The organism is Portibacter lacus (assembly GCF_021533215.1).
In the GTDB taxonomy this organism is placed as follows: Bacteria; Bacteroidota; Bacteroidia; order Chitinophagales; family Saprospiraceae; genus Portibacter; species Portibacter lacus.
The window spans coordinates 316268-337879 of the sequence record NZ_JAJNKA010000004.1; the positions used below are offsets into that span (position 1 = coordinate 316268).

Genomic DNA, 21612 nt, shown 5'->3' on the forward strand with positions numbered 1-21612 from the left:
ACCACTAAATTTCTTGGTTCAATAAATTACTTGAGTTAGCATTTAGACTCGTAAGCCGTGCCTTGCAATAGTAGCGAAGGCAAGGACTGCGAAGCTAAATGCATCTGTCTTTCAATTAAAATTTCCTACCACTAAATTTCGTGTGTCAATAATTACTTGAGTTAGCATTTAGACTCGTAAGCCGTGCTTAGCAATAACAGCGAGGGCAAGGACTGCGAAGCTAAATGCATTTGTCTTTCAATTAAAATTTCCTACCACTAAATTTCTTGGTTCAATAAGCAATAAATCTAATTTCATGGGCCTAGACATCAAACTTATAGTCCAGCAGGTTTTCTGAAAGCGTCCAAAGTTTATCTCCAACAGCTTTATCTTTAGAAATCTCATTAGATTCTACAATGCCTGGTTCTCCTTTCATACCTCTTTTTCCCGTCGGTCCTAGATATTCTCCACCTTTCATGGTCGGATCAATGGCTCCCATAATCGAAGGCTTAGCACCTCCCTCCACGGTATTAAACATCCCTTTGAATAATGGCGCGATCAGCCTCATCCACTTTGGACCAGCAGCGAATAAATTTGTCAATGCTACACCTGGATGAACACCTACTGAAATGACCTTTGAATCCTTTGCCTCCAATCTTCTCTGAAGTTCAAAAGCAAATATCAAACATGCCAATTTACTTTGTCGATAAGAGACCATTGGCTTATAAGAATCCTTCATATTCGGATTATCAAAATTGATTTTTCCATTGATATGAGCAAGACTACTTAAGGTCACCACCCTTCCATGGTCACTATTCTCTATCGTTTCCATCAACATTCCTGTAAGGTAAAAATGACCTAAATAATTGACTCCCCACTGTGATTCGAATCCATCTTCTGTTTCTCGATATGGAGGAATCATTATCCCCGCATTATTTATTAGCAAATCAAGATTTGAGTATTTTGCTTTGTAAGAATCTGCGAAACTCTTAATCGATTTTTTCGAAGAAAGGTCAAGTGAAATAAATTCCAGATCTGCATCTGGCCATTCATTCAAAATAGCTTTCATAGCCGAATCAGCTTTATCTCTGTTTCTGCACGCCATAATCACTTTCGCTCCTTTCATCGCTAAAGCCTTGGCTGTCTCATATCCTAGGCCAATATTTGCACCTGTAACAATAGCAATTTTTCCCTTTTGATCAGGCATTTCAGAAAGTCTAAACATATCTTTTTTTTAATAAACAGAAATAAATGGGGATGGTTTCAATTATGGCACGAATTATGATTATTTGTAATATGTTACTTACAACTGAAAAATAAGAAAATGAAAATACTAAATTGTGCCATCATTGCTTTACTATTTTGCTTCTCAGCAACTCAGCTAAAAGCTCAAGAAACATCGTCCACAGAATTATTATCTATGGGTGAAATTGAATTTACGGTTTATCCTGATTTTGCAAAATCTAAAATCATGGTTCAGTTCCTGTTACCAAAGGATCAAACCATGGAAATGTATCTCATCGACGAAAGTGGAGATAAAATAGATGAATTATTTAGAAAGCAATTTGTGCAATCTGGAGTTAAAACTTACAATTTTGATTACCCAGTTACCAAAGAAAATGAAAATTATTTTATTGTCATTAAAGCCAATGACAGGTCGGTAATAAAGAAAATTAAAAATTAACTAGACGCTAACAGCTCTGGTTAATTTACCGTTAAATCTACTATTCAAAAGAGTTTAAGAGAGGTTTTTTTATAAGTTTGATTAAAACAATCTTATGAAAAAACCTCTATTTTTATTTATAGCTATTACGATATCCATTACCACATTAAGTGCCCAAAACACCAATACGGAAATTGGTCTACGACTATCTAATTTCCAATCCTTCGGAGCGATATACAAGAAGGAAATGAGGAATGGAGATTATTTTAGACTTAGAGGCGCAACAGGAATATTTCAACTAGGCTTGGTCAATGATAATTCATCATTTCAATTTAGAAGTGATCTGGCCATTGGTGTTGAGATCCGAAAGAAAATTTCTGATAAATTAGTTTTCTACAGAGGTTTCGAGCCCTTTTTAAATCTTGCATATCGAAGCAGCACAGGCCCAACAGCAAATGTGGGAGTAGGTATAGGTTATGTACTTGGTCTCTCCTATGATATTAATCAACAATTCTATGTTAGTATTGAAACCATACCATCGCTGGGTCTTTCTATACAAGCTTCCGAATTTGAAGCATTAGATAACGTTTATGTTGAAGGAGGAATAAATGCATCGAATGTAGCTCTTTCTATTATTCATCGATTTGAGCTGAAAAAGAAATAAATTTTAGAAATCATCGATAAAATAAGTACTTTTTAAACTTTATTTCTGAAGTTTGACTTGTATATGATGGATGATTCTATAGAGTCTTCTTTTACACAATTAATTAAAAGCAAATGGAGCAAATTTTCAAAACAACCAACGAAGAACTAGAAGCAAAGCATTACACATTCGAAAGAACCGATTTTAATCGTCCTTGGGGTGGCTTCTTTGTTATAGATGAAAAACATACAGAACAGTTTATCAATGAATTTTTTCCTGAATTCGAGGTAAATACATTGACCAAAAACAAAAAAGTAAGTCCTAAGATTCTTCTTGTTGCTCCTCATAAAAGACTTTCATGGCAGTACCATCATAGAAGATCGGAAGTATGGACGGTTGTCGAAGGAACGGTCGGTGTTGTGAAAAGTGATACAGATGAAGAAACAGAGCTAAAAGAATATAAAGTTGGTGATATTATTACCCTACAAAAAGGTGAAAGGCACCGCCTTGTAGGTCTTGATGACTGGGGAAAAGTTGCAGAAATTTGGCAACATACAGATCCTGATCATCCTTCAGACGAAGATGATATTGTTAGGCTTCAAGATGATTTCAAGAGAACTTAAGGGATAGTTTTTTTTAGTTTAGAGGTTAAAGTTTATAGTTTAAAGGACCTTAGGTTTATACTGAGATGTGTTCTTATAATTTATCCTGAGATTAATTTCTTCGTGCAATGAAGTACGAGGTCCTATTATACCTGGACTTGGATCTGAAATTATCTTTCTGGCAATAGACTACGAGTTTCATTTATACTTTAACTTGAATACTGTATGCTCAAAGGACCTTGGGATTTATCCCGAGATTTTCTTCTCGCAATGAAGTACGAAATCCAATATAGGTAAGAACTTAAGTTCGAAGAATAACTTTTTCCCAATAATTCTACCCTAAACTCAACGGCATCTCCCGTAACCTTTTTCCTGTAATCCTATATACCGCATTAGCAACTGCTGCTCCGATCGGCCCTAATGGTGGCTCCCCTACTGCACCAGGCGTTTCTGCATTTTCAAGGATGTGTACATTAATTTCTTTCGGTGCATTCTTCATCAATGCCATTCGATATGGACCATAAATCGTAGGCGTTAACTGACCATTCACCACTTGCATCTTCTCATACATCGACGCACTCATACCCATGATAATAGCACCTTCACATTGCGCTCTGATTTGGTCAGGGTTCACAGCTAGACCTGGATCTATGACACAAGTAACTTTATGTACTTTTATTTCATTGTTTTCAATAGACACTTCCACAACTTGTGCAACTGGTGTATTCGCATCCGTAGATGCTGCAAATCCCATAGCTCTTCCATTAGCCATAACACCATCTTGAAAACCAGACTCCTCAGCTGCTTTTTCGATTACCTTTTTCAGCCTACTTCCTCGTTCATCATCATTAATCTGGGCTAATCTAAATTCTACTGGATTCATTTCAGCTTTCACCGCTAATTCATCCATGAAACTTTCTATGGCAAATGTATTCGCTAGCAAACCCAATGCGCGCCACCAACTTGTCGCAAATGGCAACTTCACTCTCCACGATACCGCTCTATAATGAGGTATTTTGCTGTACTGAATCATTCCACCTCTCCATGCTCCCACATCAGAACCAATTAAAGGTTGTGCAATTCTCGGAACTAAAGGAGATCCATACATCACATCTCCACTGGATACATTATGTTCTATTGCTTCTATCAACTTGCCACTTTCATCCATCTTCGCTTTAAGCACATGGTGCGTCGGTGGTCTAAAAGTATCTTGCTGGAATTCCTCCTTCCTACTGAAATAACATTTTACAGGTTTTCCGACCGCTTTGGATAAAATAGCCGCTTGAACTGCATTCGGTGTATGAAGTCTTCTACCGAACCCCCCACCGAGAAAAGTAGGAATGATATTGACATTTTTCTTAGAGATGCCAAGTCGATCAGCCACTTCTCCACGTGTAATTTTCACCACTTGAGTAGACAACATAACGGTGGCCTTTTCACCATCTACGTAAGCAAGTGCTCCATTAGGTTCTAGTTGCGCATGACCACCAATAGGACTTTTATATGCTAAGGAAATAACATCATCACTGTTCGCTAAAACTCGCTTAGCACTTCCTTCTTTCTGAATGGTGACCGGTTTACCTTGACCCACCTCCACCATTTTCTCAATATCTTCCGTCTGCCATTCGCGGTCTGTTTCCCATTCTACCTGGATTGCATCTTTAGCATTGTGCGCTTCTGTATATGAATTCGCGATTACTCCGACAAAATCATCCTCCACCACAATTTTTACAACACCTGGCATCTTTTCAGCCTTGCTAATATCCGCACGTTTATATTTCGAACCGATATGAGTAGATCGAACGACAGCACCATGCAGCATATCAGGCATTGTTGCATCTATTCCATAGATCGAAGCACCGACTACTTTATCATGAAGATCTACCCTTGGAACTGGTTTCCCTATATATTTATAATCATTGATGTTTTTTAGCTTCGGAGTCTTAGGCACCTTCCATTCAGTAACTTTCTGAGCAATTTCTCCATAGGTCAATGTTTTACCCTTAGCCGTAATATTACCTTTAGTCACTTCGACATCAGCAGGTTCTGCCCCAAGTAATTCAGCTCCATGATTCACTAACATTTGCCTCATCGTAGCTGACAATTCTCTCAATGGAACCCACAAACTCATAATGGAGGTACTCCCTCCAGTTGCAAAACTATCGATATTTCCAGAGTCGGAAGCAGCATGTTTTACTTCTATATTTTCTATATCAACGCCTAATTCATCAGCAGCTAATTGAGCCATTCCGGTGAAAGTCCCTTGCCCCATCTCAACTTTCGGAGAACTCAGTGTGATCTTATTATCAGGACTTACTTCGAACCAAATCATTGGATCATCTGTATTTCCAGTATATGGCGCCTCTGCCGTATTCGCAATCCCTGCAATCTTGCGTTTCACCACTCCACATCCTCCGAAATACATCGCACCAAGAAGAACTCCGCCAGTTGCTGAAGTTCGAACTAAAAACTTTCTTCTAGAAATTTTCTTTTTACTCATGATGCTTCATTTTTCAACTCAGCAGCTCTGTGAATTGCTTTTCTCATTCTATAATAGGTGCCACATCGACAAATATTGACGATATTTTTATCAATATCTTCATCAGTAGGATTCGGAATTTTATCGAGCAAAGCAGCTGTGGCCATCATAAAACCAGGTTGGCAATAACCGCATTGAGGCACAATCTCCTCCTTCCATGCTTGCTGAACAGGATGTAAGTCCTCGCCATTAGACAGTCCTTCTATTGTTCTAATCGACTTCCCGCTTGCAAATTTCACTGCAAATGAGCATGATCGAACAGCTTCGCCATCCACATGAACCGTGCAAGCTCCGCAGGCCGCTTTACCGCAGCCAAACTTCGTTCCCTTCATGTCCAGAACATCTCTTATCACCCATAAAAGTGGCGTGTTTTCATCTACATCTACGTTGACCTCTTTTTGATTTAATTTAAAATCTACTTTCATTCAGATGGTATTTTAGCGCCATTAGCAATCCATATTTTAACAGCTTCTATAAATTCTTCTTTAGAAACTGGTGGTTTTTCTCTCGGGACTCCATCTAGCCCAATCCCAGGCTCGAATGCCCAGAGTACTAGATCATCCTCCGTCATATGCTTCTCTATTTCTTCAGGTGATTTACCACCATTCGTCTCTGGATTCATAAAAACTGAAGCAACTTCTGTTCTGCTCAAACCTTCCCAAGCCATGCTTCTAGGAGCAAGATGCCAGTGCGGCGCTCCTGGTACTCCTGAATTCAAATTATTCTCTTTCTGATGACACGTCTCACATTTCAAAGCTGCAATTCCGTGTCCATCTTCGCCACGCTGAACTCCGAAATAATGCAAATGACTATCTTCTCCCTGACGTGGTTGATCACCTTTCGGATGACAATTCATACAGCGTTTATGCATGACTACTTCCATCATAGTCCCGAACGCCTCCATACTTTGCTCTTCCAGCTGAACTTCAGCTACCTCATTAAAATTATAGCTCACCATTACCACTGTGAGCAGCGTAATCATGAGTAAGATAGATCTGAATTTCATATTATTTATGTACGTTTTATTTCTCCATCTTCCTATTCCAACTTGATAAAGGAAGCATTATGAATGTGGCCGCTTTTTGTCTGAACTAATATCAAATATTGACCAGCCTGAAGTGACTTAACATTTACTAAATTCAATTGCAGCCCATTTTGTTCAATTAACAATTGTCCTAATGTATTTCTAACCTCCACATTCATGATTTCCTCGTCAATTTCGATATGAATTTTATCAATTGAAGGATTAGGAAAAATAACCATTCGCTCCATTTCATGTTGAGGCCAATCTTGTAAAGAACTAGGCACAGATGTAAATACTCTGCTTTCTCCCGAACCCGTATTAAATGCAATTAAATAATCCCAAATAAAATTGACCACCTTAACATAATGCTCACTTATCTCAGAATGGATTAAATCAGGAACTTCGAAATCAGCAGGCGCTTTCTCTTCGTAGACGGCCATATAACTAATCAGTCCTGCTAGGAAATAGATATTGGGCTTGCCATGCGGTGCATTATCTTCATATAAATCCTCAAAAGGAATGTCCGCCAATAGTCCATCTAATAAATCCGCAAGAATCGGTCCCACTGGAATCATGCGAACATTCGCCTCAGACCTAGATTCCAACAATGCATCTTGATAGGCAATCCACCATTCATGGAAGGCATTTCTCGTATAATCGTTATACGCTGTAAATTCCGAAGCGGACGCAGGAAATCCTTCTCCTGCAATAAAACCAGCCATGTCTGGCCAGTTCTCATAGATATAAATATTACCATCGACCGTATTCTCTCCCAACCAATCCACTATTATCTCAGTCGCTGAAATCGGACTAAACTGATCTGTATTATTGGGATCTTCATATGGTAATTCAGGACCTTGATATTGGATAAAATTACCAGCTGTAATCATAGTGGAATTGATCTTTGCTTCTTGAAAAGACATGAAATCTGAATCCCATACACCAGGCACAATATCGTAGCCCCATTGAGAAAAAGGAGGCAGATTAGCATGTTGTTGCAGAAAACCGTACTGACCTCCAGCAGCATAATTATGATTAGCATGTTGAGCTAGCAAATAGATCCAATGAGGAACCGTTGTTTCATCACTTGGAGTTTCCGTCGCTGGTGGTCTGTGATCAATTAAACTATGTCCAAAAATAAACATAGATATATCCTTATTTTGGGCAGTGATCAGAACCGAGCCAGTCAATAAATACAGAACAATAAAAAATCGTAATAGCATATTTTCTTAAATTAGTATTTTAAATGCAGACCTTAGACGAATTATATTTTGTTTGCCTAAATTTATTTGACTTTGGGTCAAATTTTTAAAAATCTAATGTTTCATTAACATTTTTCTGTTATCTTGAACCACATTTAGAATTGAATTATGTCGGAAAAATACGCACATTTATTAGAATCCCTTGACTTAGGATTTACAAAATTGAAGAATAGAGTGATTATGGGCTCTATGCACACGATGTTAGAGGAAGTTCCTAACGGGTTCGAGCGAGCTGCAGTTTACTATGCAGAAAGAGCGAAAGGGCAAGTTGGCCTCATCATTACAGGTGGAATTGCACCTAATCCAGCAGGAGTTGTCGCGCCTCATGGAGCAAAATTGACAAATAAGGAAGAAGTTGCCCAGCATCGACTAATTACAGAAGCTGTTCACAAGGAGGAAGGGAAAATATGTATGCAGATTCTGCACACAGGCCGTTATTCTTATAATCAAGAACTGGTAGCACCTTCCGCCATTCAGGCACCTATCAATTTTTTCACACCCAAGGCATTAAGTATTCCTGAGATCCATCAGACGATCGAGGATTTTGTAAAATGTGCCCAGTTAGCTAGAGAAGCAGGATATGATGGTGTAGAAATCATGGGTTCAGAAGGTTATTTAATTAACCAATTTATAGCAAAAAGAACGAATCACAGAACGGACGAATTCGGTGGTTCTTATGAAAATAGAATCCGTTTCGCATTGGATATAGTGCGTAAAACAAGGGAGGCTTTAGGTGAAGATTTCATCATCGTTTATCGATTGTCAATGTTAGACTTGGTAGAAGGAGGATCATCTTGGGAAGAGGTTGTATTACTTGCGAAAGAAATTGAAAAAGCGGGCGCAACCATTATCAATACAGGAATCGGGTGGCATGAAGCACGGATTCCAACGATTGCGACGGTCGTTCCAAGAGGCGGTTTTTCTTGGGTAACGGAGCGGTTAATGGGCGAAGTAAATATTCCATTAGTTGCGGTAAATAGAATCAACACGCCTGAAATTGCAGAGGAAATTATTGCTTCTGGAAAAGCCAATATGGTTTCACTAGCACGTCCTTTCCTTGCTGATGCTGAGTTTGTTTTAAAGGCAGCTGAGGATCGAGCGGAAGAAATTAACACCTGCATTGCGTGTAATCAAGCATGTCTCGATCATACCTTCACTATGCAAATTTCCTCTTGCCTAGTGAATCCAAGAGCTTGTCATGAAACGGAACTAAATTATGAGCCTGCAGCTCTTGCTAAGAAGATTGCGGTTGTAGGTGCAGGACCAGCAGGAATGGCGGCAGCAACGATATCAGCTTTAAGAGGTCACTATGTTACTTTATTCGAAAGTAGTGATTCTATCGGTGGACAGTTTAATCTTGCGAAGGTAATTCCTGGGAAAGAGGAATATGCGGAGACGATTAGATATTATGATGTCATGCTTAAGAAATACAATGTTGACGTTAGGTTAGAAACTAAGGCGACGCATGAAAATTTAAAAGCTGGAGGTTATGATGATATCATTATTTCAACTGGAGTAAGTCCTCGAGTGCCGAAAATTCCAGGCATCGATCATGAAAAAGTGGTCATCTATGATGAAGTATTGAGTGGAATGAAAACAGTGGGTGCTTCTGTGGCGGTAATCGGTGCTGGAGGTATTGGATTCGATGTTTCAGAATATTTGGCGCACCAGGGCATATTGCCGAGTCTTCATACGAAAGAATATATGGATGAATGGGGAGTTGATATGGAATATAAGTCAGCTGGCGCATTAAAACAACCAGAAATTGAACTTGCGGCTCGAGAGCTTTATCTACTAAAGCGATCAGGTGGAAAGCATGGAAAAGATCTAGGAAAGACGACTGGCTGGATTCATAGAGCTTCATTGAAAATGAAAAAAGTAAAGATGTTGGCTAATGTGCAGTATGACAAAATCGATGATGAAGGTTTGCATATCACACATGATGGAGAAACGAAAATTTTACCAGTAGATACTGTTGTTGTATGCGCTGGCCAAGAACCACTTAGAAATCTATATGATGAATTATCAGAAGGTGGAAAATCAGTTCACTTGATTGGCGGGGCAAAATTAGCGGCAGAATTGGACGCGAAGAGAGCAATACATGAGGCGTCTCATTTAGCAGCACAATTATAAAATAGAAATTATGAGTTTTAAAACACTAAATATAATTGATAAAGGAGAATTTGAGATTTGTCAATTTAACAATGGGAAAGCAAGTGCATTAAATCTGGAATTGATTTCGGATTTAGGTCAATATTTTAGTAGTTTTCACGAGAAAAGCGCGAAAGGAGTCATATTAAATGGTCAAGGCTCCATCTTTTCCGTTGGTCTGGATATGAAGGAATTGATTGGTCAATCTGAAGCAGAGACTGAAATTTTCTTCAAGGCATTTTTTGATTTGACTTTAAATATTGTGAAGGCAGAATTTCCGGTTGTTTCAGCCATTAATGGACATAGTCCTGCTGGTGGTTGTGTGCTTGCGATTGCTTCGGATTACCGAGTAATGGCTGATGATGATAAGTATAAAATTGGCTTAAATGAATTGCCTGTAGGTGTGATGCCGACACCGGCTATATTTGAGTTGTACAGTTTCTGGATCGGAAGAAGAAGGGCATATCAGAATTTATTGACTGGTCGCTTAATGGATCCGCTCGAAGCGAAAACAATGGGATTAGTTGATGAATTGGTTCCTTTAGATCAAGTACTTGAAACTGCGGAATTAAAGATGAAGGAGTACTTGAGTTATGATTACAAGACATGGTGTGGAATGAAAAGTAACCTAAGGTTGAATTTGATTTCTACGATGGAAAATGACCATACGAATGGGCATATTTCGACAATCGATCATTTTGTTAAGAATGATGGGAAGTCGATTTTGATGAAGAAGTTGATGGAGTTGAGTGCGAAGAGAAAGTAGGTTATTAGTGGATAGAAAAAACTCATGGTATCACATAGAGTGATGCTATGAATGTTTTTTTAGTGGATAGATGAAAAAGTTTCCCGCTGATATCGCAAAGAACGCAAATTAAAATAATATTTAGACTCGAACTTGTCTTGGTATAGCGAGAAGCCAGCGGGTGGAAAATGTGTCTTGCAAGGCCTTTACTTCATAAGCTGGAAGCCAACGACACTATTGAATCTTCTATAAAAATGGTAAAAAATAGAGGTAGAAAATATTATCGTCTCACTGAGAAAGGGCATCAAGAAACGAGTGCTCTTCTTGAGGATTTCGCAAGGTACATGATGACAATGAATAACTTTTTCAAGGTTAAAATAAGTCAGGTCACTGGATAGGTATTGAGTGGATAAAGTTTCCCGCTGATCTCGCAAAGAACGCAGATTATAAAAACATGAAGACTCGAACTTGTCTTGCTATAGCGAGAAGCCAGCGGGTGGAAATTGAGCCAGGCTAGGACTGCGAAGCTGAATGTTTTTAAGTGTTTTCACGCAATCCATGATCTTGATAGCCTGAACTGAATGTCAGACCATCAGATCATTAACTTTAAGTTTTGTGAAAGGAACACTCTGACCTGTTCTGCTTAAAGCTAACCGCTCACAGCTCACAGCTCATCGCTCTATCCGGCTTACCGATCTATTCATCAAATGCTATCTCGCAATCCATGATCCTGATAGCCTGAACTGAATGTCAGACCATCAGATCATTAAAAAAACATGAAGACTCGAACTTGTCTTGCTATAGCGAGAAGCCAGCGGGTGGAAATTGGGCCAGGCTAGGACTGCGAAGCTGAATGTTTTATCAGCTGATTAAGTAGAAACTTTCATGAATCTGTTTTCATGAAAACTAAAAACAAATAACTAAAAACTTCAACGATGCCAGCTCGGCAATCCTTGCTCGCGCTCACTACTCTACTCGGCTTACCGATCTATTCATCAACATACTTTTCAGCTAAAAGCTAACAGCTCATCGCTAATTCTACTCAGCTTACGATTCTGACTAGTCCCAGAGGGACGATACCTTTGTAACATCAAATACACTCAAAAAAATATAAGCGCCAGAGGTGCGACACCTTATTTTGTTACGTTATTTCTTTTTCCAGAAAACTAAAAACAAATAACTAAAAACTTCAACGATCCCAGCTCGGCAATCCTTGCTCGCGCTCAGTCCTCTGCTCGGCTTACCGATCTATTCATCAACATACTTTTCTGCTAAAAGCTAACAGCTAATAGCTCATTGCTCATCGCTAACAGCTTACTGCTTAAAGCTAATAGCTAAGTGCTCATAGCTCATCATTCTACTAGGCTGACCGATCTAGTTGAGTAGGTTAAAAAAAATAAAAAGAAATTTGCTATACATAGTATTCCTATGTATATTTACTTCATGGCAGAATTAACCACACAAGAAATAAATTATCTCAAACGATTTTTAGTTCAGCATTACGTGAGATATGAAGATGTTCAGCTAGAACTCGTGGATCACCTTGCAAGCGGAATTGAGGAGAAGCAATCTAAGAAACCTGACCTGAAATTTGAAGATGCTCTTCAAGAAGTTTATAAAGGTTTCGGTACGTTAGGTTTCTCTCAAGTGGTGAAGGAGAAAGAAAAAGCCATGCGCAAATTTTGGCAAAAGCACATTATTAAACTTTTCCTTGATTTTCTTAAACCGCCATTGATATTTATTGCTATTCTAATTTTCTCGACAACTTATTTAATACAAACATTCTATTCCTTTAATTTTTGGAATCATACTCCATACATAGCAATAATGGTATTTGCATTGGCAATTTCTTTAAGTTTTAAATTACATATGAAGGAAGACATAATGAATAAGTATCTCTATTTAGATTCCTATTATGGACTAAGCGGTTCTATCCTATTCACCTTCGGATATATATTTCCAAGTTCAGCGGTTAATTTTAATGGTAATGAAATAATCGAATTAACGACTCCTTTAATTTGGTTTACTTCTTTCTACTTAACATTCTTCTTAATTAGCCTGTATATCCTAGCATATAAGATCCCTAACGGTCTTTTGAAAAAATTCAATGAACAGTATAAAAAATATGCCCTAAACTGATGGATCCAAAATTATACAAGGGAAGCATTGAGCCTATTTTATTGAAACTATTATCCGAACACGGGGAAATGTATGGATATCAAATCACGAAACTGATTAAAGAAAGTACGCAAGGTGAAATTGAAATCAAAGAAGGCTCGCTATATCCTTTACTTCATAAGTTGGAAGCCAACGACACTATTGAATCTTCTATAAAAATGGTAAAAAATAGAGGTAGAAAATATTATCGTCTCACTGAGAAAGGGCATCAAGAAACGAGTGCTCTTCTGGAGGATTTTACAAGATATATGATGACAATGAATAACTTTTTCAAGGTTAAACCAAGTCAGGTCACTGGATAGGTATTAGTGGATAAAGTTTCCCGCTGATTTCGCAAAGAACGCAGATTAAAATAACATATTGACTCGGTCCTGTTCTGCTTAAAACTAATAGCTAAGTGCTCATAGCTCATCACTCTATCCGGCTTACCGATCTATTCATCAAATGTTTTCACGCAATCCATGATCCTGATAGCCTGAACTGGAGGTCAGACCATCAGATCATTAATTTTATGATTTAGCGAAGATCGAAGATTAAAATAACATATTGACTCGGTCCTGTTCTGCTTAAAGCTAAAAGCTAACCGCTCATAGCTCATCACTCTACTAGGCTTACCGATCTATTCATCAATTGTTTTCACGCAATCCATGATCTTGATAGCCTGAACTGAATGTCAGACCATCAGATCATTAACTTTAAGTTTTGTGAAAGGAACACTCGGTCCTGTTCTGCTTAAAGCTAATAGCTAAGTGCTCATAGCTCATCACTCTATCCGGCTTACCGATCTATTCATCAAATGTTTTCACGCAATCCATGATCTTGATAGCCTGAACTGAATGTCAGACCATCAGATCATTATAAAAACATGAAGACTCGAACTTGTCTTGCTATAGCGAGAAGCCAGCGGGTGGAAATTGGGCCAGGCTAGGACTGCGACCTGTCTTGCTTTAGCGAGAAGCTGAATGTTTTTTAGCTGATTAAGTAGAAACTTTAATGAATCTGTTTTCCTGAAAACTAAAAACAAGAAACTAAAAGCTTCAACGATCACAGCTCGGCAATCCTTGCTCGCGCTCACTACTCTACTCGGCTTACCGATCTATTCATCAACATAATTTTCTGCTGAAAGCTAACAGCTTATCGCTAACAGCTAACAGCTATTCATTATATTTGCATTAAAAACAAACATGATCCGCTACTTCTTCGAAATCTCCTTTAACGGTAGCAACTATTCTGGTTGGCAGCGGCAGAAAACAGCACCGAGTGTTCAACAAACCATCGAAGATGCATTCGCCACCATTTTACAAAGAAAAGTAATCATTCATGGTTGCGGAAGGACCGACGCTGGTGTGCATGCAAGTCAGTACTTCTTCCATGTAGACTTGGAAATTGACCCAACTAACCTAACATTTAAGATGAATAGAATGCTTCCTAGAGATATTGCGATGCTAGGATTCACTGCCGTTTCGGAGAAAGCCAATGCACAAAAATATGCGACAGCACGTACTTATCAATACCGATTATCTCATTTGAAAAATCCATTTACCAATCAATATACAACTGCTGTCCTTACAAAACTAGACCACCTAAAAATGGACGAAGCCATCTCCTATATTATTGGCAATAAGGACTTTGAAAACTTTTGCAAGAGACCAAAGTTGATGAACAATACGATGTGCACGATTTTCAATGCATCTGTAATGCTCGAAGAAGAAAGTCAAACCATCATCATTACCGTTCGTGGCAGTAGATTCCTGCATCATATGATGAGATTATTAGTCGGAAACTTAATCAAAATCGGTAATGAAAGTCTTCATATCGACGAATTCAAAGACTACATTGACCTGAAAAACAAACCAAAACACTTCGAATTAGCGCCTGCTCAAGGATTAACCCTTACCAAAATTGAATATGATTCTATTAACCTAAATTTGGATTAATAAAATCATCCTAGACTTCCACTAAAAGTCTAATGAAAGACTTCTGAAAACGATCATTACTTCTTTACATTTCGCTCCACATACCGAATAATTTTCCCAGCAATATCCGCACCTGTCGCTTTCTCTATACCTTCTAATCCTGGAGAAGAATTCACTTCTAATACCAATGGACCACTTTTCGACTGAAGCATATCAACACCCGCGACTCCTAGACCCATCGCCTTCGCTGAAATCAAAGCCGTAGATTCCTCTTCCTCCGTAAGCTCAATAATATTGGCACTTCCACCTCTATGTAGATTCGAACGAAATTCGCCCTCTTTTCCTTGTCGCTTCATCGCTCCGATTACCTCACCGTCCACCACAAATGCCCTGATATCAGCACCTCCAGCTTCTTCTATAAATTCTTGTACGATTATTCTCGCCTCTAATCCATTAAAAGCCTCCATCACTGAACCTGCCGCATTTTGCGATTCGGCAAGAATAACTCCCAGCCCTTGTGTCCCTTCTAATAATTTCAGAATCACAGGCGCGCCGCCCACTGTATCGACCACATGTTTCACATCCTTCGTGAAATTAGTAAACACCGTTTTCGGCATGCCTACCCCAGCCCTTGCTAGCAACTGAAGACTCCTCAATTTATCCCTAGAACGAACCAATGCTTGTGACTCAACAGCTGAAAATACTTTCATCATTTCGAATTGACGAACGACAGCCGTCCCGTAAAACGTAACCGAAGCACCGATTCTAGGAATGATCGCATCCACATTTTCCAAGTATTCGCCCTTATAATAAATCTTAGGTTTCTTCTTTTCTAGTTCAATGTTGCATTTCAGGTGATCAACTATTAACATTTCATGCCCCAAAGCCTCTCCAGCCTCGAAAAGTCTCTTGGTAGAATACAGTTGAGGTTGGCGTGACAATATTATGATTTTCATTCTATTCTGTTTTTTTTCGTTTACTAAGTTTCAATTTGTAGGAGAGATCGTACTTTGATGGATTGATTATAAATCTTCCCATCAAGAATTTCCGGCCAATCAAAATGGGAAATCGCATTTCACCCCGTTCACTTAAGGACAGTTCAATTTTATATCTAATTGCGAAAAGTCTGATGGTTGTTTTGATGATATATCGCTTTTCAGAGCTACCAAATGAGCTTTTGATCCGCTTCTCTGTAAAGTCATCCGTCGAAAATTCCTTTTCATCATATTGATTATGAGATGGATCCAAAAGGGTGAAGGTTAGCACTTCTTTCCCATCGACAATTTTAATTGCAATTTTACGACAATGAATAGCTGAAGTGTAAGCCCCAGTATCAATTTTTAGGTCAATGTTTTTCAAATCTAAATCAGGAAGATCACCCTTATCCTTCCTCCCTATTGTAAGTTTCTTTTTCAAGTTCGTCCTTGTTAAATGTAAATATTGCTCTTATAAGATAGACTGACAGTTCAGGTTTTAAAGCTGCCAGCAGAGCTTCTATGATAAGCCGCTAAAAGATAGATAAATAATTGAGAACTATACTATTTATTATTAATCGTCAGTGGATACTGGTACCCAAGTCATCCATTTTTACGTCCAGTCATCCTATTGAAAAATCGCTTTTCAAACTCCCAGAAGAACTGAAATTGACCGAAAATAAAACCATATACCAACAAAATAAGATTATACACAGGTAAAATAAGGATATAATACAGAATAGAAAATAAGATAGGTTGTTCGCCATTATCGGTAAACAATGCAACGATCGGACGCTTAAGAAACATCACTGTAAATCCTGTACAAGCAAAAACTAGCAGAATAATAAAGACTTGAGTTCGTGTAACCTTCCACCTTTTTTCTAACCGACTAACCCAACCTTGCTTGCTTTCTGACATAACTTAAATTTAATAAGGATCTACATCTATTTTGACCCTGACGGATTGAAAACCTTTTGTATCCGAAAATATATACTTTTCTTTCAAAACTAAATCCTTTATCCAACGAATAAGTTTAGGATTTTTCTCCATTTTAATAAAAATGTTCATAATGTACATCCCTCTCACTCGGGCAACGGATGGCTGTGCAGGCCCCATTAATCGAGAACCGATGTTCTTTTTCAAGTTAGAAGCCATGATCCTCGATGCTTCTTCTACCACATTAAATTTCTTATGGCGCAGGGTAATATTGAGCGTCCTGAAAAATGGCGGATACAAGAATTGCTCTCGTTCCATGATTTCTCGAGCATAGAAACTATCGTAATTATCCATGACAACGTCCTTTAACACCTGATGATTCGGCATAAAACTCTGCAAAATCACCTTTCCTTGTGTCCCCTTCCTTCCAGCACGACCACTTACTTGAGTAAGCATCTGATAAGCGCGTTCATGCGCTCTGAAATCCGGAAAATGGATACTTGAATCCGCATTGACTACACCAACTAATTTTAAATTCTCGAAATCTAATCCCTTAGTAATCATCTGGGTTCCAATCAGGATATCAAATTTGCGCTCTTCGAAATCCGTGATGAGGTGTTCTTGCTGATTCTTCGTTTTTGCCGTATCATAATCCATCCGCTTTATATTGGCTTCAGGCAGCAATTCTTTCAGCTCTAATTCTATTTTCTCCGTCCCATAGCCTTTCTTATTAAGATTAGGATTTCCACATGCAGGACAAGAAGGTGGCATTTTTATACGATACCCACAATAGTGACATCGCAACTCTTCCATATACTTATGCAGCGTCAGTGTAACGTCACAATTCACGCATTCCGTTGTCCATCCGCACAATTCACAATTCACTGTCGGTGCATATCCACGGCGGTTCTGAAAGATTAACACTTGCTCTTTTCTCGCTAAGGTTTCCTTGATATTTTCGAGCAAATGCAAAGAAAAAATCGACTGCATTCGATTCGTCTTATACATATATTTCAGATCGACTAATTCTAATTCAGGCATCGCAACATCGCCGAATCGTTCACTCAGTTTCACTAGACCATATTTCTCTTGCTTACAATTATAATACGACTCAAGCGAAGGAGTTGCTGAACCAAGCAAGACCTTAGCTCCTAGTGATGTCGCAAGGTATATCGCAACATCTCTACCGTGATACCTAGGATTAGGATCATTCTGCTTATAAGATGCATCGTGCTCTTCATCTACAATGATCAATCCTAGCTTTTGGAAGGGCAGAAAGATACCAGACCTTGCAGAAACGATTACCTTTTTCTTATACATGCTCGCCTTGAACAATTCCACTCGTTCATTATCTGACATCTTCGAGTGATAGAGTCCGACATCATCACCGAACACCTTCTTGATTCTAGCTACAATCTGAGCGGTAAGCGCAATTTCAGGAAGTAAAAACAAGACTTGTTCGTCTCGTGCTATTGCCTCTTCAATTAGTTCTATGTAGATATTTGTCTTTCCACTTCCCGTGACACCGTGCAATAGTACCACGTCTTTCTCCTCGTATATTTCCTTGATTTGTCGAATCGCATTTTCTTGAATCGGCGTTAGAATTTGCTTTGGCACAACCTCATCTAATCCATTATCTAGTCGGCTCACTTCCCTTTCCTCTTGAATAAAGATATCTTTCTTGATTAAGGCATTGATCACAGAACTCGTTACACCTGACAGATGATATATTGCGGTTTGCGGAACCCACTTATTACTTCTCCTGAGCTGAATATAAGCTAGAAGCGCCTTGGTTTGTAGATCTGACCGTTGCACTTGGTCAAAGGTTTCACTTAATTTTGCTTCATCTTCTTCCAATTGTGGGGAGAGACGCAGAATCTTGATGGTTTTGGGCTTAAATTTGTATTGCAATTCTTCTTTGACAAAAGCAATACCCTTCTCCATCAACGATTTAATCACTGGATAGACGGTCTTCTTTCCTAGGATTCCGCGAATTTGTTCTATGGTCAATTCATTCTGAATCTCGATTGCTTCTGAAATCAAAAATTCGTCATCGGTGAGCTCATATTTATAGACATCCACACCATCCTTTAAGACTATTTTCGTTTCACTTGTCAATTTTAGACCTGCTGGTAAGGCAACTAACATCACTTCTCCGATCGTACAGCAATAATACTTGGCTATCCACTCCCAAAACTTAAATTGAATTTCCGTGATGATCGGCATATCATCGATAACACCAAGGATATCCTTCGTTTTGTATTCGAGCTTTAACCCTTTGCTTATTCCAACTATTAACCCAGAATAACGCTTATTCCTTAAAGGGACTTCGACCCTTTTTCCGAAACCAACTTCTCCTTCCAGCTCTTTCGGTACGGTATAAGTATACTGCCTCGGCAATGCCAAAGGAAGAATTACATCTACGTAAACGGTATCTGAAGTTTGATCTGTCATTCTAGACTGCAAATAAAAGCAATAATAATCAACAAAACATGGACTGGCATAAGGATTATCAAAGATGATCCGTAAATACTTTAAAAGTCCAAAATTGAATTAAAGTTTAATTAAAATGAAATTCAGCATATAAAGTTCAACTTCTTTAAATAACAAGCTTTAAACTTCATTTCAATTATACTTCTAAGTTCAGGAAGCTTGTTAATTATCATGGTTGACTTTATTCATTCAGTATTTCTTTTTAGCTTGCCAATGTTATCTTTAACAATGCAATTTTAGAAAACCTATCTATGAATAAGGATTATTCAGAAGAATATAAATACAAAGAAAAGCTAGAATTAGAAGACCTAAGTTCCGATTCAGAAAAGGGCAAGAAAGTTTACTGTCCTTCTTGTTCAGAACCTGTACCAGCTGAAAATCTTAATATTCACTCATATGCTGCCAAGTGTTCTGCATGTAATTCAATTTTTTCGTTTCGTGAAGATGTAGATGAAGTTCTAGTTCATGATAAAATTTCCCAAGAAATTATAAAGCCAGAAGGAGTAGAACTTAATTACTTCGGTGAACATCTGGATATTACTCTTAATGAACAACCTTGGGGAAATTTAGAGAGTGCAATTGTTGCCTTTTTTCCACTATTGTTAATGATAACTTCACTTATATTTATAAAAATGGTCGATTCCACTGGATTTTCAAAAACAATTCTGCTGGCCATTTTAATCACTGCAACAATTGCCTATATCTCCTACTTTTTTATTCGGAAGAAACATAAGATTTATATTCACATTGACAAGGAAAATCTATACATAGAAAGAAGACCTAGAAAATTTATTAAGGATGAAATATATTCGATTGAAGAAATAGATCAAGTGTATATTAAGAGTGTTCCTTCTGCAAGTGCTACTTCTGTTGCACAAATATTCATGATTGTAAATGGACCTAAAGGGCAGAAGCATGTGAAACTAGTTAAACAAGTGAATAGTCTAGCAAAAGCTAAGTATCTAGAGCAAGAGATTGAAAGACATCTTGGAATTAAAGATAGGAAAGTGATTGGAGAAACTTAGGTGAACCAATTTCTGAATGAACTTGTTGAAGAGGACTATTCAAAATAACTGTAATAGAATACTAAACTGTATTACTTTAGCCATAAAAAGGATAAGATGACGGATCAAGATAAAAAATTTATGAGGCGGGCAATTGAACTTGCGAATGAAGGAATGAACGCTAATGCTGGTGGCCCTTTCGGAGCTGTGATCGTAAAGGATGGAGAAATCATCTCTGAAGGTTATAATCGAGTAACTTCTTCTAATGATCCGACAGCCCATGCGGAAGTTGTTGCTATTCGAAACGCATGTGAGAAACTAGGTACGTTCCAGTTGGACGATTGCATCATCTACACTTCATGTGAACCCTGCCCAATGTGCCTTGGAGCAATTTACTGGGCTAGACCTAAGAAAGTATTTTATGCATGTCAGAGAGAAGATGCTGCAGCAATTGATTTTGATGATCAGATGATCTATGATGAAATTGCTAAGAATATGGCGGAGCGTCAGATCGAATTCACTTCCGTCCTCAGAGAAGAAGGTGTGAAAGCATTTGAAAATTGGACTAAGAAACAAGATCGAACGGAGTACTAATTCCACACTTGATGTTAATGAAACTCCTGATGTTAGCGCTTTTTCGGCGATGAAATCAGTTTCCTTCTCGAAATCCCGTGATCATTTGATAGCATGACTCCATGTCATACCATCAGATCACTCTTCTGATGTTAGTGCTTTTTTCCGCGATGACATCAATTTCCTTTTCGAAGTCCCGTGATCATTTGATAGCATGACTCCATGTCATACCATCAGATCACTTTTCTGATGTTAGCGATTCCCATCTATTTCTTCTTCCTTCCTACACACAATCTTCCAAAACACTTGGTAAGGCTTCCCTTCTACTATCTCACCTGGCTCCGTAACTTCTTCAGCATCTACCAACCCGTAATCAAGAAAAGCTGCTTGAACAGTTTCGCTATCATAAAAGAAAAGGTTAACACCGTGACTAGTCTTAAACCTATCTTTGCTCAATTCTTCACCTTGACCATAATTAGGACTGCTGCTTGAAATGGCTGTAAATACCATATAACCCTCAGGTGCAAGTTGATCATAACAATCTTGAATAAGTTGCCTTCGCTCCTCTTCATTTAACAAATGAATTAAGGCATAGCAGAAAATCCCATCGTACTTTTTGTCATCAAAGGGCATTTCACTAACACTGCCATGAAATACATTTATTTGATCTCCGTAATGATCTTTAGCAAGCTGAATGGCTGTTTCTGAAATTTCTATTCCCGTAACATTTAATCCCAAGTCGGAAAATACTTTAGCATTTCTTCCATAACCGTAGCCTGGGATAAGGACCTCTTTAAGTTCTTTTTTCTTAAAAAACTCTGCAACAGCAAAAACTGAATCTGCGGGATCTAATCCCCACATGGCCTGCTTATCTTTGAAACTAGATTCCCAAAATTCTGTCATTTCGTCTATTTATATAAAAGGTCAAGC

21 protein-coding genes are annotated in these 21612 nt (G+C 38.3%); 11 read left to right on the forward strand and 10 right to left on the reverse strand.

Annotation, left to right across the window (positions count from 1 at the left end):
• Positions 1–301: 301 nt before the first annotated feature.
• On the reverse strand, positions 302–1204 hold the full coding sequence (locus L2586_RS08830) for an oxidoreductase (RefSeq protein WP_235292517.1): 903 nt from the start codon (positions 1202–1204) through the stop codon (positions 302–304).
• A gap of 99 nt (positions 1205–1303) precedes the next feature.
• Here L2586_RS08830 and L2586_RS08835 point away from each other — a divergent pair, with 99 nt between their 5' ends.
• From L2586_RS08835 to L2586_RS08845, 3 genes are all read left to right on the forward strand, one after another.
• Positions 1304–1663 carry a hypothetical protein gene (locus L2586_RS08835; protein WP_235292518.1) on the forward strand — a complete coding sequence of 120 codons (360 nt, stop codon included), beginning with the start codon at positions 1304–1306 and terminating at the stop codon, positions 1661–1663.
• Between the two features lie 94 nt (positions 1664–1757).
• Positions 1758–2306, forward strand: coding sequence for a hypothetical protein (locus tag L2586_RS08840; protein ID WP_235292519.1), 549 nt, complete (start codon positions 1758–1760; stop codon positions 2304–2306).
• A 113-nt stretch (positions 2307–2419) separates the two neighbouring features.
• Positions 2420–2908 carry a cupin domain-containing protein gene (locus L2586_RS08845; protein ID WP_235292520.1) on the forward strand — a complete coding sequence of 163 codons (489 nt, stop codon included), beginning with the start codon at positions 2420–2422 and terminating at the stop codon, positions 2906–2908.
• A 313-nt stretch (positions 2909–3221) separates the two neighbouring features.
• Here L2586_RS08845 and L2586_RS08850 read toward each other — a convergent pair whose 3' ends face one another.
• From L2586_RS08850 to L2586_RS08865, 4 genes are read right to left on the reverse strand one after another with little or no spacing between them, the layout of a single operon-like run.
• Positions 3222–5387, reverse strand: coding sequence for a xanthine dehydrogenase family protein molybdopterin-binding subunit (locus L2586_RS08850; RefSeq protein WP_235292521.1), 2166 nt, complete (start codon positions 5385–5387; stop codon positions 3222–3224).
• Positions 5384–5851 carry a (2Fe-2S)-binding protein gene (locus L2586_RS08855; RefSeq protein WP_235292522.1) on the reverse strand — a complete coding sequence of 156 codons (468 nt, stop codon included), beginning with the start codon at positions 5849–5851 and terminating at the stop codon, positions 5384–5386. The genes L2586_RS08850 and L2586_RS08855 overlap by 4 nt, the downstream gene beginning before the upstream one ends.
• Positions 5848–6432, reverse strand: a complete 585-nt coding sequence (locus tag L2586_RS08860) for a hypothetical protein (protein ID WP_235292523.1) — start codon at positions 6430–6432, stop codon at positions 5848–5850. The genes L2586_RS08855 and L2586_RS08860 overlap by 4 nt, the downstream gene beginning before the upstream one ends.
• Before the next feature lie 32 nt (positions 6433–6464).
• Positions 6465–7673: a T9SS type A sorting domain-containing protein gene (locus L2586_RS08865; RefSeq protein WP_235292524.1), complete on the reverse strand. Its 1209-nt coding sequence runs from the start codon at positions 7671–7673 to the stop codon at positions 6465–6467.
• 147 nt (positions 7674–7820) lie between these two features.
• Between L2586_RS08865 and L2586_RS08870 the strand changes: the two genes are divergently transcribed.
• The 6 genes from L2586_RS08870 (at position 7821) to truA (ending at position 14723) form a co-directional block, all read left to right on the forward strand.
• Positions 7821–9845: an NADPH-dependent 2,4-dienoyl-CoA reductase gene (locus L2586_RS08870; protein ID WP_235292525.1), complete on the forward strand. Its 2025-nt coding sequence runs from the start codon at positions 7821–7823 to the stop codon at positions 9843–9845.
• Between the two features lie 10 nt (positions 9846–9855).
• On the forward strand, positions 9856–10629 hold the full coding sequence (locus tag L2586_RS08875; protein WP_235292526.1) for an enoyl-CoA hydratase/isomerase family protein: 774 nt from the start codon (positions 9856–9858) through the stop codon (positions 10627–10629).
• A 167-nt stretch (positions 10630–10796) separates the two neighbouring features.
• Positions 10797–11006, forward strand: coding sequence for a PadR family transcriptional regulator (locus L2586_RS24810; protein ID WP_394804399.1), 210 nt, complete (start codon positions 10797–10799; stop codon positions 11004–11006).
• A 1045-nt stretch (positions 11007–12051) separates the two neighbouring features.
• The gene (locus tag L2586_RS08880) at positions 12052–12747 is read left to right on the forward strand and encodes a hypothetical protein (RefSeq protein ID WP_235292527.1); all 696 of its coding nucleotides are present in this window, start codon (positions 12052–12054) and stop codon (positions 12745–12747) included.
• A complete protein-coding gene (locus L2586_RS08885; protein ID WP_235292528.1) occupies positions 12747–13088 on the forward strand; it encodes a PadR family transcriptional regulator in 342 nt (113 codons plus the stop codon). Before L2586_RS08880 ends, L2586_RS08885 begins: the two co-directional genes overlap by 1 nt.
• A gap of 882 nt (positions 13089–13970) precedes the next feature.
• Positions 13971–14723: a tRNA pseudouridine(38-40) synthase TruA gene (truA, locus tag L2586_RS08890; RefSeq protein WP_235292529.1), complete on the forward strand. Its 753-nt coding sequence runs from the start codon at positions 13971–13973 to the stop codon at positions 14721–14723.
• Positions 14724–14779: 56 nt separating this feature from the next.
• Here the strand turns inward: truA and rimK are convergent, their stop codons facing one another.
• The 4 genes from rimK to priA form a co-directional block, all read right to left on the reverse strand.
• Positions 14780–15658: a 30S ribosomal protein S6--L-glutamate ligase gene (rimK, locus tag L2586_RS08895; protein ID WP_235292530.1), complete on the reverse strand. Its 879-nt coding sequence runs from the start codon at positions 15656–15658 to the stop codon at positions 14780–14782.
• Position 15659: 1 nt separating this feature from the next.
• A complete protein-coding gene (locus L2586_RS08900) occupies positions 15660–16118 on the reverse strand; it encodes an ATP-dependent zinc protease family protein (protein ID WP_235292531.1) in 459 nt (152 codons plus the stop codon).
• Between the two features lie 161 nt (positions 16119–16279).
• On the reverse strand, positions 16280–16594 hold the full coding sequence (locus tag L2586_RS08905; protein ID WP_235292532.1) for a DUF6787 family protein: 315 nt from the start codon (positions 16592–16594) through the stop codon (positions 16280–16282).
• A 9-nt stretch (positions 16595–16603) separates the two neighbouring features.
• Positions 16604–19066, reverse strand: coding sequence for a replication restart helicase PriA (gene priA, locus L2586_RS08910; protein WP_235292533.1), 2463 nt, complete (start codon positions 19064–19066; stop codon positions 16604–16606).
• Positions 19067–19356: 290 nt separating this feature from the next.
• Here priA and L2586_RS08915 point away from each other — a divergent pair, with 290 nt between their 5' ends.
• Together L2586_RS08915 and L2586_RS08920 are read left to right on the forward strand one after the other, a co-directional pair.
• Positions 19357–20130 carry a BRcat domain-containing protein gene (locus L2586_RS08915; protein ID WP_235292534.1) on the forward strand — a complete coding sequence of 258 codons (774 nt, stop codon included), beginning with the start codon at positions 19357–19359 and terminating at the stop codon, positions 20128–20130.
• A gap of 96 nt (positions 20131–20226) precedes the next feature.
• Entirely contained in the window at positions 20227–20703 is a 477-nt protein-coding gene (locus L2586_RS08920) for a nucleoside deaminase (RefSeq protein ID WP_284283279.1), read from the forward strand.
• 231 nt (positions 20704–20934) lie between these two features.
• On the opposite strand, the gene L2586_RS08925 is transcribed toward L2586_RS08920, so the two are convergent.
• The gene (locus L2586_RS08925) at positions 20935–21585 is read right to left on the reverse strand and encodes a class I SAM-dependent methyltransferase (protein ID WP_235292535.1); all 651 of its coding nucleotides are present in this window, start codon (positions 21583–21585) and stop codon (positions 20935–20937) included.
• Positions 21586–21612 lie beyond the last annotated feature (27 nt).